Source organism: Roseomonas sp. TS2, assembly GCF_058833935.1.
In genome coordinates this window covers 1-11826 of sequence record NZ_JCACVY010000139.1, presented here as the reverse complement: position 1 = coordinate 11826, position 11826 = coordinate 1, and the positions used below count along the sequence as shown (strand labels likewise).

Annotated in this window: 12 protein-coding genes; 10 read left to right on the top strand and 2 right to left on the bottom strand. The window is 72.0% G+C overall.

The features are described from left to right. Window positions 1–1556, top strand: a 1556-nt coding sequence (locus ACZJYS_RS18035) for a stimulus-sensing domain-containing protein (protein WP_493179829.1), incomplete at its 5' end; no start/stop codon positions are given. 19 nt (window positions 1557–1575) lie between these two features. Here ACZJYS_RS18035 and ACZJYS_RS18030 read toward each other — a convergent pair. Both ACZJYS_RS18030 and ACZJYS_RS18025 read right to left on the bottom strand, forming a co-directional pair. Beyond that, window positions 1576–2052 carry a GNAT family N-acetyltransferase gene (locus ACZJYS_RS18030; RefSeq protein ID WP_109515850.1) on the bottom strand — a complete coding sequence of 159 codons (477 nt, stop codon included), beginning with the start codon at window positions 2050–2052 and terminating at the stop codon, window positions 1576–1578. Next, window positions 2052–3011: a threonine/serine dehydratase gene (locus tag ACZJYS_RS18025; protein WP_379651653.1), complete on the bottom strand. Its 960-nt coding sequence runs from the start codon at window positions 3009–3011 to the stop codon at window positions 2052–2054. Before ACZJYS_RS18025 ends, ACZJYS_RS18030 begins: the two co-directional genes overlap by 1 nt. A gap of 161 nt (window positions 3012–3172) precedes the next feature. Here ACZJYS_RS18025 and ACZJYS_RS18020 point away from each other — a divergent pair, with 161 nt between their 5' ends. The 9 genes from ACZJYS_RS18020 to ACZJYS_RS17980 all read left to right on the top strand — a co-directional run bounded on the left by ACZJYS_RS18020 (window position 3173) and on the right by ACZJYS_RS17980 (window position 11681). Continuing rightward, entirely contained in the window at window positions 3173–3619 is a 447-nt protein-coding gene (locus ACZJYS_RS18020) for an HPr kinase/phosphorylase (RefSeq protein ID WP_109515848.1), read from the top strand. Further along, the gene (rapZ, locus tag ACZJYS_RS18015; protein WP_181378003.1) at window positions 3616–4593 is read left to right on the top strand and encodes an RNase adapter RapZ; all 978 of its coding nucleotides are present in this window, start codon (window positions 3616–3618) and stop codon (window positions 4591–4593) included. The genes ACZJYS_RS18020 and rapZ overlap by 4 nt, the downstream gene beginning before the upstream one ends. A gap of 13 nt (window positions 4594–4606) precedes the next feature. Beyond that, window positions 4607–5065 carry a PTS sugar transporter subunit IIA gene (locus ACZJYS_RS18010; protein WP_109515847.1) on the top strand — a complete coding sequence of 153 codons (459 nt, stop codon included), beginning with the start codon at window positions 4607–4609 and terminating at the stop codon, window positions 5063–5065. Window positions 5066–5187: 122 nt separating this feature from the next. After that, a complete protein-coding gene (locus tag ACZJYS_RS18005) occupies window positions 5188–5457 on the top strand; it encodes an HPr family phosphocarrier protein (protein WP_245906150.1) in 270 nt (89 codons plus the stop codon). Then, on the top strand, window positions 5447–7306 hold the full coding sequence (gene ptsP / locus ACZJYS_RS18000; RefSeq protein ID WP_109515846.1) for a phosphoenolpyruvate--protein phosphotransferase: 1860 nt from the start codon (window positions 5447–5449) through the stop codon (window positions 7304–7306). The genes ACZJYS_RS18005 and ptsP overlap by 11 nt, the downstream gene beginning before the upstream one ends. A gap of 10 nt (window positions 7307–7316) precedes the next feature. Beyond that, on the top strand, window positions 7317–7982 hold the full coding sequence (locus ACZJYS_RS17995) for a hypothetical protein (RefSeq protein ID WP_379631733.1): 666 nt from the start codon (window positions 7317–7319) through the stop codon (window positions 7980–7982). 111 nt (window positions 7983–8093) lie between these two features. Further along, complete coding sequence (ahcY, locus tag ACZJYS_RS17990; RefSeq protein ID WP_109515844.1) at window positions 8094–9401, top strand: adenosylhomocysteinase; 1308 nt, start codon at window positions 8094–8096, stop codon at window positions 9399–9401. 199 nt (window positions 9402–9600) lie between these two features. After that, a complete protein-coding gene (locus tag ACZJYS_RS17985; RefSeq protein ID WP_109515843.1) occupies window positions 9601–10689 on the top strand; it encodes a TRAP transporter substrate-binding protein in 1089 nt (362 codons plus the stop codon). A gap of 185 nt (window positions 10690–10874) precedes the next feature. Continuing rightward, on the top strand, window positions 10875–11681 hold the full coding sequence (locus ACZJYS_RS17980) for an undecaprenyl-diphosphate phosphatase (protein ID WP_493179828.1): 807 nt from the start codon (window positions 10875–10877) through the stop codon (window positions 11679–11681). The last annotated feature ends 145 nt before the right edge of the window (window positions 11682–11826 follow it).

Here is an 11826-nt window from a genome sequence, read left to right as displayed (position 1 = left end):
TGCTCTACCTCGACCAGTACCAGAACGGCCTGCTCTCGGCCGAGGTGGAGGCGCTGCGCACCCAGGCGCGCATCTATGCCGGCGGCATCGCCGAGGCGGCGGTGCGCATCCAGGACGACCGCGCCGTGCTGGTGCCCGACACCGCCCGCCCCCTGCTGCGCCGCCTGGTGGAGCCCAGCCCCAACACCCAGGCCAAGCTGTTCGACACCACCGGCCTGCTGGTGGCCGACAGCCGGGTGCGGGAGGGCCAGGGCGGCGCCATCGTCACCGAGCCGCTGCCGCCGCCGGAGCAGCGCAGCGCCTTCGCCGGCACCATCGCCGGGCTGTACGACCGCATCCTCGCCCTGCTGCCGCGCTCGGTCTATGGCCCGCGCAGCGCCGACGACGCCGTGTTCGTCGATGTCGGCCCCGACGCCCCCTCCTTCGACTGGCAGCCCGCCCTCGGCCCCGACCGGCGGGAGGAGCTGCGCCTGGCGCTGGAAGGCGGCGTGCGCCCCTATATCCGCCGCACCCGGGAAGGGCGGCTGCTGGTCTCGGTGGCCGTGCCGGCGCGGCGCGGCAGCCAGAGCGTCGGCATCGTGCTGCTGACGCGCGAGGCGCGGCAGGTGGACCAGCGCCTGCTGGAGATCCGCTCCTCGGTGCTCGGCCTGTTCCTGCTGGCGCTGGTGCTGACGGTCGCGGCCTCGCTCTACCTCGCCCGCACCATCGCCTCGCCGATCCTGGCGCTGGCCGGCGCGGCGGCGGCGATGCGCCAGGGCAAGGGGCGCGCCGGCTCGGTGCCCGCCCCGCTGATGGAGCGCTCCGACGAGATCGGCATCCTGGCGCGGGACCTGCAATCCTCCGCCACCGCGCTGTGGGCGCGCATCGACCAGAACGAGCGCTTCGCCGCCGACGTGGCGCACGAGCTGCGCAACCCGCTGACCAGCGTGCGCAGCGCCATCGAGACGCTGCGCCGCATCGAGAACCCCGAGCACCAGAAGCGCCTGCTTGCCATCATCGCCGATGACGCGGTGCGGATGGATCGCCTCATCGCCGACATCGCCGATTCCTCGCGCGTCGATGCGGAGCTCTCCCGCACCGCCTCGGAGCCGGTGGACATCGCCCCCATCCTCTCGGCGCTGGCCGAGCTGCACAACACCACCCGCGCCGCCGACGGCCCGTCGGTGGAGCTGGACATGGCGCCCGGCCCGCTGGTGGTGCGCGGCGTCGAGGGGCGGCTGGTGCAGGTGATCCGCAACCTGCTGGGCAACGCCCTTTCCTTCTCGCCGCCCAATGGCCGCGTGACGATGCGCGCCCGCCCGACCGGCGCGATGATGGAGTTCATGGTGGAGGATGAAGGCCCCGGCATCCCCGAGGCCAAGCTCGAGGGCATCTTCGCCCGCTTCTACAGCGAGCGGCCGGAGGGCGAGGAGTTCGGCCAGCATTCCGGCCTTGGCCTGTCGATCAGCCGGCAGATCGTGGAAGGGCTGGGCGGCCGCATCAGCGCCGAGAACAAGCGCGACGAGGCCGGCCGGGTGACGGGGGCGCGCTTCGTGGTGCGGCTGCCGCTGGGGTGAGGCGGTCCCAGCCTCAACCTCAGGCGCCGTGGCGCGGCGGCAGGTCGCGCCACTCGAAGAAGGTCTTGGTGCCGGCGGCGAAGCCGGCCGTCTCGTAGAAGCGCAGCGTGCCGGGCTCCTTCGAGCCGGTGGCGAGCATCACCTTGTAGCAGCCCTCCGCCCGCGCCGCCGCCAGCGCGGCGTGCAGCACCGCGTGGCCCAGGCCGCGCCGCCGCCAGCCGGCATGGGTGACGACATTCTCCACCAGCGCGTAGGGCCGCAGCCCGCGCAGCACGCTCGGCACCACCACCAGCGTGCAGGAGGCCACTGGAAATTCCTCCGCCTCCGCCAGGAAGACGGTGGCGCGGGCCAGCAGGGCCGCCCAGGCCGGAGCCGCGGCCTCCGGCGACAGTGGCGGGTCCTCCGGGTTCAGGTGGCGGTAGAGCGCCAGCATCCCCGGCAGGTCCGCCGCCCGGGCGGGGCGGATCGTGGCCGCCGGGGGTGGTGCCCCGCCCATCAGGCCAGGCTGGCCGGGTCGGTGTTGGCGCCGCAGACCACCACGCCCACCCGCGCGCCCGGCGGCGGCACGAAGGCGCCGCAGAGCAGCGCCGCCAGCGCCGTGGCCCCGCCCGGCTCGGCCACCAGCCGGCAGACATCCCACAGCGCCTTCTGCGCGGCGAGGATGGCGGCATCCGGCACCAGCAGCGCGGTGCCGATGTTGCGGCGCGCCACCTCGAACATCAGCCCGCCCACCTGCCGCGCGCCCAGGCTGTCGGCCGCCACGCCGCCCACCGGGGCGGGCACCGGCGCGCCCTCGCGCAGCGCGGTGAACAGGGTGGGGCAGCCCTCGGGCTCCACGCTCACCACCTCGGCGCGCTCGCCATACCAGGCGGCCATGCCGCCGATCAGCCCGCCGCCGCCGGTGGCCACCAGGATGTGCGTCAGCTCCGGCGCATCCTCCTCCAGCTCCATCGCCAGCGTGCCCTGGCCGGCCAGCACCTCGGGCTGGTCGTAGGCGTGCACGATCAGCGCGCCCGTCCCGGCGGCGCGCGACTCGCTGGCGTCGCGCGCCTCGTTGTAGGTGGCGCCGCCCTGCACCAGCGTGGCGCCATAGGCGCGGATGCGCGCCAGCTTGGCCGGGCCGGTGATCTCGGGGACGAAGATCTCCGCCTTCACGCCGAGCGCGCGGGCGGCATAGGCCACCGCCGCGCCGTGGTTGCCGCCCGAGGCGGCGATCACCCCCGCCGCCGGCAGCGGGTGGGAGAGCATGCGGTTGAAGGCGCCGCGCGGCTTGAAGGAGCCGGCGGCCTGCAGCAGCTCCAGCTTCAGCGTCACGTCGCAGGGGGTGCCGAGGTCGGCGGCGGCGAGTCGCAGCAGCGGCGTGCGGCGGATATGCGGGGCGATGCGGGCCGCGGCGGCCTGGATGGCGGCGGCATCGGGCGGCAGGGCCCGTCCGGGCAGGGAGGAGTCGCTCATGGCGCCGCAGCGTGGCACCGGGCTGGAGCGACGGCAATGGAGTGGCGGCGCGGGCACCCGAAACCGGGCCGCCACCGCAACCGTAGGTGCTAATCGGGTCGGTCTTTTACAGCCGCCTCGATCCTGCCATATTTCAGCAGATTTCAGGGAGGCACCGGCGGATGATGCTGCACGGGAGCTGCGTGGCATTCCAGGGGGCGGGCGTGCTGTTCCTCGGCCCTTCGGGGTCCGGCAAATCCGACCTCGTCCTGCGCCTGATGCAGCGGGGCTGGCAGCTCGTGGCCGATGACCAGGTGGTGCTGGAGGAGACGGCGGAAGGTGCCCGCGCCAGCGCCCCGCCGCCGCTGGCCGGGCTGCTGGAGGTGCGCGGCGTCGGCCTGTTCCAGGGCCTTCCGCACGGGGCGGCGCCGCTGCGGCTGGTGGTGGACCTCGCCCCCCGCGCCGCCATCCCGCGCCTGCCGGAGCCGCGCGGCTTCGCGGCGCCCGGCGGCGAACTGCCGGCGCTCTCGCTGCACGCCTTCGACGCCTCCACCCCGGCCAAGCTGGAGCTGGCCCTCGCCGCCGCCCAGGCGCGGCTGCGCCAGCGCGCCGGGGCCTTCGCCGCATGAGCGCCAGCCGGCCGGTGGTGATGGTGACCGGCCTCTCCGGCGCCGGCAAAAGCTCGATTCTGCGGGTGCTGGAGGATCTGGGCTTCGAGAGCATCGACAACCCGCCCCTCTCGGTGCTGGAGGAGGTGGTGCGCGAGGGCGGCACCATGCCCATCGCCGCCGGCGTCGATGCCCGCACCCGCGGCTTCGACTCGGAGGGGCTGCTCGGCCTGCTGCAACGCCTGCGGGAGAGCGCCGGCATCGCCCCGCAGCTGCTCTACGTCACCGCCGAGGCGCCGGTGCTGCTGCGCCGCTTCTCCGAGACGCGCCGGCGCCACCCGCTGGCGCCGGGCGGCTCGCTCGGCAGCCGGGTGGCGGACGGCATCGCGCGGGAGGAGGCCCTGCTCGGCGGCCTGCGCGACGCGGCCGATCTCGTCATCGACACCACCGACCTGCCGCTGCCCGACCTCCGCCGCCTGGTGGAGCGGCGCTTCCGCGTGCTGGACGGGCACGGCATGGCCGTCTCGGTGATGTCCTTCGCCTACCCGCGCGGCCTGCCGCGCGAGGCGGACCTGGTGCTGGACGTGCGCTTCCTGCGCAACCCGCATTACGACCCGCTGCTGCGGCCGCACACCGGTCACAACGCGGCGGTGGCTGCCTATATCAAGGCCGATGCCGAATTTGGCCCATTCTGGCAACGCATGACGGCGCTGCTGGACCCGCTGTTGCCTCGCTACGCGGCAGAGGGCAAGAAATACCTCACCGTCGCGCTCGGCTGCACGGGGGGCAAGCATCGCTCCGTGCTGCTGGCCGAACTGCTCTCGGCGCATCTGACCGCCCAGGGCTGGCGGGTCGACCTCAGCCACCGCGAACTGGATGCCGCCGGCCGCCACGCCGCGGCCGCCAACGCGCCATCCACGGGGCAGGATGCCCCAACCGGCGCCCAGGCGCCATCGACATATCCGGGTCGGGAGGCCCCTCCTTGCACAGCATGATGGCGTATCCCTGATGATCGGGCTGGTACTGGTCAGCCATGGCCGCCTGGCTGAGGAGTTCCGCCGGGCCATGGAGCATGTCGTCGGGCCGCAGACGCAGGTCGCGACGGTCTGCATCGGCCCGGAGGACGACATGGAGGACTGCAAGCGCGGCATCCTCGGCTGCGTCGACGGGGTTGACCAGGGCGACGGCGTGGTGATCCTGACCGACATGTTCGGTGGCACGCCGTCCAACCTCGCCACCGCCGTGGCGCAGTCCGAGAGCGGCACGCGGGCGATCGAGGTGATCGCCGGCGTCAACCTGCCGCTGCTGGTCAAGCTCGCCCGCGTGCGCGGGGCCGAGCCGCTGGGCCCCGCCGTGGAGCATGCGATCCGCGCCGGGCGTCACTATATCGCGTGTGCCACCCCTGCCCGCTGCGCCCCCCCCGGCGAGATGGCGCAGCAGGGCCAGGGCATGACCCCCGGGACGTGACGCCCCGGACCCCAGTCAAGGAAGCCGACGTGACCTTTTCCCCCCGCCCCGCCGCCGCCCATGCTCCGTCCGACATGTTCCGCGCCGCGCCCGCGGCGGCCGCGGCGCCCTCCGGCAACCCCATGGCGCTGCGGCGCGCGCTGCGGATCACCAACAGCCGCGGCCTGCACGCGCGGGCGGCGGCCAAGCTGGTCTCCCTCGCCGAGCGATTTTCCGCCTGCGTGACCGTCGCGCGCGATGGTCAGGCGGTGCCCGCATGCTCCATCATGGGGCTGATGATGCTGGGTGCCGGCAAAGGCAGCGAGGTCGTGGTGGAAGCCGAAGGGTGGGATGCCAGGGAAGCTCTCGACGCAGTGGCCGGCCTGATCGAGGCCGGCTTCCATGAAGACTGAGAAGACAGAGAGAACCGAGAAGCCCGAGGCGCCGAAGGCCGCCGAGGCACCGCGCCGCGCCCCGCGCCGCCAGCGCGAGATGACCGTCCGGGGCATCCCGATCAGCCCCGGCGTCGCCATCGGCGCGGTCTACGACACCAGCGAGGAGCCCACCGTGGCGCCGCGCCGCGCCATCGTGGCCGCGCAGGTGGAGGAGGAGCGGCAGCGCCTGGCCGCCGCCGTCACCGCCAGCCGCAAGCAGGTGGCCAAGCTCAAGGCGCGGCTCGGCGTGCTGCCCGAGGAGGCGCAGGAGGAGCTGGAGCCGCTGCTCGACGCCTATGCCATGATGCTGGGCGAGAGCCGGCTGCTGCGCGGCGCCCGCCGCCGCATCGGCGAGGAGCTGCTGGCGGCCGAGACGGCGGTGCAGGACGAGGCGGAGGCCATCGCCGCCATCATCCTCGCCGCCAAGGACGACGACAAGGCCGGGCTGAGGCGCCGCGCCGGCGAGGTGCGCGAGATCGCCCGCCGCCTGACGCGCAACCTCACCGCCACCCCCTTCCGCAGCCTGAAGGAGGTGCCCGCCGGCGCCATCCTGGTGGCCGAGGAGCTGACGCCGGCGGATGCCGCGCTGCTCGACCCCTCGCGCATCGCCGGCGTGGCGACCGAGGAGGGCGGCTCGGATGGCCACACCGCCATCATGCTGCGCGCCCTCGGCATCCCCTCCGTGCTGGGCTGCGCCGGGCTGACCGAGGCGGCGCGGCGCGGCGACGAGGCGGTGCTGGACGGCGCCGCCGGCACCATCGTGCTGCGCCCTGGCGCGGCCGCGCTGGAGGTGGGGCAGGAATCGCTCGCCGCCTATGCCAAGGAGAAGTCGCGCCTCTCCAAGCTGCGCCGCCTGCCCTCCGTCACGCTCGACGGCGAGGAGGTGGAGCTGCAGGCCAACCTGGAGATCCCGGCCGAGCTGCCGCTGATCGCCCAGGCCGGCGCGCAGGGCATCGGCCTGCTGCGCACCGAGTTCCTGTTCATGAACCGCGAGGATCTCCCCGACGAGGACGCGCAGTTCGAGGCCTACAGCCAGATCGTCGGCCCCATGGCGGGGGATGGCGTGACCATCCGCGTGCTGGACTGGGGCGGCGAGAAGGACATGGAGGCGCTGGCCCAGGGGGTGGAGCCCTGGCACAGCGGCCCCAACCCGGCGCTCGGCCTGCGCGGCATCCGCATGCTGCTGAAGCGCCCCGAGCTGCTCGAGTCGCAGTTCGCCGCCATCCTGCGGGTGGCGACGCAGGGGCCGGTGCGCATCCTGCTGCCGATGGTGACCATTCCGGCCGAGGTGGCGCAGGCGCGCGAGATCTATGAGCGCGTCATCCGCCGGCTGCGCCGCAAGGGCGTGGCGCTGCCGGAGAAGCTGCCGCCGCTCGGCGCCATGATCGAGACGCCGGGCGCCGCGCTGGCGGCGGACGCCATCGCGCTGGAGGCGGATTTCTTCGCCATCGGCACCAACGACCTGGCCATGTACACCCTGGCGGTGGACCGCGCCGAGGCGGAGGTGGCGCATCTCTACGACCCGCTGCACCCGGCCGTGCTGCGCCTCGTGCAGTTCGCCACCGAGGCGGCGCTGCGGCTGCGCATGCCGGTCTCGGTCTGCGGCGAGATGGCGGGCAACCCGCGGCTGGTGCCGCTGCTGCTTGGCCTCGGGCTGCGCTCGCTGTCGATGAACGCCAGCGCCATCCCGCGCGTGAAGCAGATGGTGCGCACCCTGAAGATCGACGATTGCGCCCGTTTCGCGCGGCGTGTCATGGAGCAGGGCGACCCGCAACGGATCCAGGAGCTGGTGCTGAACTTCGGCGAGCCGGCGGCCGGACGTGAGTGAGAGCCGACCCATGAGCGAAGCCGCCCCGGCGGAGAGGGATGAGGACGAGGCGCCTCCTGCCGGCGAGAGCGTCAATATCGGCCTGCCGCACATGAGCAAGGCGGAGCTGGCGCTGTTCCGCGACGTGCTGGGGCGCGGCTATGAGCGCTACTCCGAGTTCGGCCTGGGCGGCTCGACGCTGGAGGCGGTGCGCAGCGGCTTCAAGACGCTGGTGGCGGTCGATTCGGACGAGCGCTGGGTGCAGGCGGTGCGCCGGCATCCGGAGATGGCGGCGGCGCGGCGCAGCAGGCGGCTGAGCGTGCTGCACGCGCGCATCGGGCCCGTCGGCGCCTGGGGCAAGCCCTCCGACCCCGCCACCATCCGCACCTGGTCGCGCTATGTCGGCACCGCCTGGGCCGAGTGGGCGCGGCGCGGGGAGAAGCCGGACCTCGTCTTTGTCGATGGCCGGTTCCGCGTGGCCTGCGCCCTGTCGGCCCTGCTGGCCTGCCCCGACAACCCGCCCCTGCTGATGGTGCACGACATGACGGAGGGGCGCCTGCGCGGCTACGGCGCCATGCTCCGCTTCTGCGAGACGGTGGAGCAGGCCGAGTCGCTGCGCGTGCTGCGGGCCATGCCGGGGCGTGACAACGCGGCCCTGCTGACCACCTTCGTCGAGTCCCTGCTGATCCACGGATAGGCGGGCGCGGCCCTGCGCCGCGGCACATAAACCCATCCTTATATGTTACGCATTACCCTGGCCGCCGCCGGGTGGCTGTGCTATCGCGCCCGCCAACTGCGGAGAAAGCTCATGCCCGACGCGAACACCGGCTTCACCGACTACAAGGTCAAGGACATCTCGCTGGCCGCCTGGGGGCGGAAGGAGATCTCGATGGCCGAGGACGAGATGCCCGGCCTGATGGCGCTGCGCGCCGAATACGGCCCGAGCCAGCCCCTGAAGGGCGCGCGCATCGCCGGCTCGCTGCACATGACCATCCAGACCGCCGTGCTGATCGAGACGCTGACCGCGCTCGGCGCCGAGGTCCGCTGGTCCTCCTGCAACATCTTCTCGACGCAGGACCACGCGGCCGCCGCCATCGCCGCCGCCGGCATCCCGGTCTTCGCCTGGAAGGGCCTCTCCGAGGAGGAGTTCTGGTGGTGCATCGACCAGACCGTCCGCGGCCCGGATGGCTGGGAGATCAACATGATCCTGGACGATGGCGGTGACCTCACCACCGTGGTCCACGACAAGTACCCCGAGCTGCTGCCCGGCATCCGCGGCCTGTCCGAGGAGACCACCACCGGCGTGCACCGCCTGTGGGACATGGTGAAGAAGGGCACGCTGAAGGTTCCCGCCATCAACGTGAACGACAGCGTCACCAAGTCGAAGTTCGACAACCTCTACGGCTGCCGCGAGAGCCTGGTGGACGCCATCCGCCGTGGCACGGATGTGATGATGGCCGGCAAGGTCGCCGTCGTCGCCGGCTTCGGCGACGTGGGCAAGGGCTCCGCCGCCAGCCTGCGCAACGCCGGCTGCCGCGTGCTGGTGACCGAGGCCGACCCGATCTGCGCCCTGCAGGCCGCCATGGAAGGCTATGAGGTCGTGACGATGGAGGAGGGCGCGCCGCAGGGCGACATCTTCGTCACCGCCACCGGCAACATCGACGTCATCACGCTTGACCACATGCGGGCGATGAAGCACCGCGCCATCGTCTGCAACATCGGCCACTTCGACTCCGAGATCCAGATCGGCGCCCTGCGCAACTTCCAGTGGGACAACGTGAAGCCGCAGGTGGACGAGGTGGTGTTCCCCGACGGCAAGCGCCTGATCGTGCTGTCCGAGGGCCGCCTGGTGAACCTGGGCAACGCCACGGGCCACCCGAGCTTCGTCATGTCCGCCAGCTTCTCCAACCAGGTGCTGGCGCAGATCGAGCTGTGGACCAACGCCAAGGCCTATGAGTGCAAGGTCTACACCCTGCCCAAGAAGCTGGACGAGAAGGTGGCGGCGCTGCATCTCGGCAAGGTCGGCGCCAAGCTGACCAAGCTTTCCCCCGCCCAGGCCGAGTATATCGGCGTGCCGGTGAGCGGCCCCTTCAAGCACGAAGAATACCGCTACTGAGGCGGCGCGGGGCGGGGGCCTGCACCCCGCCCCGCCCTCGCTCTCCCGGCCTTGCGCGAAACGGCAAGTTTCCTGACCTAATCGCGCAAGAAAATTTCCCTTTTGCCCTTTCCTCCGACCGGATTTGGCGGGATAAGCAGCGCCCCGGCTCCTCCAGGAGCCGTCACTGCGCCTCGATCCCGTCGGGAGGAAAGCCCCCATGAACCGCCGCGCCCTGCTCGGCGCCGCCGCCACCGCCGCGCCGGCCGCCCTTGCCATGCCTGCCCTGGCCCAGTCGGCCCCGGAGCTGCGCTGGCGCCTGACCAGCTCCTTCCCGCGCAACCTCGACATCCTCTACGGCGCGCCGGAGATGATCGCCCGCCGCGTGGCGGCGATGACGGACAACAAGTTCCAGATCCGCGTCTTCCCCGCCGGCGAGATCGTCGGCGGGCTGCAGGCGCTGGACGCGGTGCAGGCCGGCACGGTGGAGTGCGCCCACACCGCCCCCTACTACTATGTCGGCAAGGACCCCGCCTTCGCCTTCTTTACCGCCATGCCCTTCGGGCTGAACACCCGCATGTTCAACGCCTGGTACCGCCATGGCGGCGGCGCGGCGCTGGCGGCGGAGCTGTTCGGCACCTACAACATCGTGGCCTTCACCGCCGGCGACACGGGCGCCCAGATGGGCGGCTGGTTCCGCAAGGAGGTGAAGACGCTGGCCGACCTGCAGGGGCTGAAGTTCCGCGTCGCCGGCTTCGCGGGCCAGGTCTTCGCCAGGCTCGGCGCGGTGCCGACGCAGGTGGCGGCGGCCGACATCTACCCCTCGCTCGAGCGCGGCACGCTGGACGCGGTGGAGTTCGTCGGTCCCTATGACGACGAGAAGCTGGGCTTCTCCCGCGTGGCGCCGAACTACTACTTCCCGGGCTTCTTCGAGCCCGGCGCGCGGCTGCACCTGATGGTGAACAAGGCCGCCTTCGAGGCGCTGCCGACCGCCTACAAGGCGGCGCTGGAAGCCGCCTGCGCCGAGGCCGACCAGGACATGACGGCGCGCTACGACGCCGCCAACCCGCAGGCGCTGCGCCGGCTGATCGCCGCCGGCACCCAGCTCCGCCCCTTCTCGCGCGAGATCCTCTCCGCCGCCTGGAAGGCGACGCACGAGCTCTATGACGAGACGGGCGCCAAGAACGAGCGGTTCAAGACCATCTGGGAGTCCTATCGCCGCTTCCGCGACGACGAGTACACCTGGTTCCGCGTCGCCGAGAACTCCTTCGACAACTTCGCCTTCACCGCCTCGCAGACGGTGCGCTGAGCCGGAAGACGAGCGGCGTCAGAGCCGGCGGGGCCTCCCCGCCGGCGCTTTTTTTTACTCTTTCGTTCATATACCGGGCCGATCCGTAGAAATTCATCGTCCCGGCTCTCCCGCACTGCACAATACGGCATGACAGGCCCCGCGCCGAAGGGTAGTCGGAGCCGCACCCTGCGCAGGATGTCTCCATGGACTTTGCTTCGCTGCTTTCCGCGGTGCTGATGGGCATTGTGGAAGGCGTCACCGAGTTCCTCCCCATCTCCTCGACCGGCCACCTGATTCTCCTCGGCGAGGCGATCGGCTTCCAGGGTCCTCCCGGCAAGACCTTCGAGATCAGCATCCAGTTCGGCGCCATCCTGGCGGTGATCTGGCTGTTCCGCGCGACGCTGATCCGCATCGCCTTCGGCATGTGGCGGCGCGGCAGCGCGGAATACTACTACGCCATCAACATCCTGCTGGCCTTCCTGCCGGCCATGGTGCTGGGCGCCACGCTCTACGGCTACATCACCAGCCTGCTCTACACGCCGCTGGTGGTGGCGCTGGCGCTGATCGCCGGCGGCATCGCCATCATTGTCATCGAGAAGCTGCGCGCGGCGCCGACCATCCACACCGTGCCCCAGATCGGGCCGGTGGCGGCGCTGCTGATCGGTTTCGGCCAGGCGCTGGCCATGGTGCCGGGCACCAGCCGCTCCGGCGCCACCATCATCAGCGCGCTGCTGGTGGGGGTGGAACGGCGCGCGGCGGCGGAGTTCAGCTTCCTGCTGGCCGTCCCCACCATGCTGGCCGCCACCGTGTTCAGCCTGTGGAAGAACCGGGCGGTGCTCGATGTCTCGGCGGTGGGGCAGATCGGCGTCGGCTTCGTCGTCACCTTCGTCGTGGCGCTGGTGGTGGTGCGCTGGCTGATGGGCGTGATCGGCCGCATCGGCTTCACCCCCTTCGGCTGGTACCGCATCGTGCTCGGGGTGCTGATTCTGGGCTGGCTGGCGGTGGCGTGAATTCCTTGAAGCCGGCGGGCCGGATCGGCCATCCTGCCGGCTTCTTCCTTTCCGGACGGGCTTCTGCTGACATGTGGCGCGCGCTGTTCCTGGCTCTCCTGCTTCCATCGGCGCCGGCCCTGGCCCAGATGTGGCCCAACGAGGT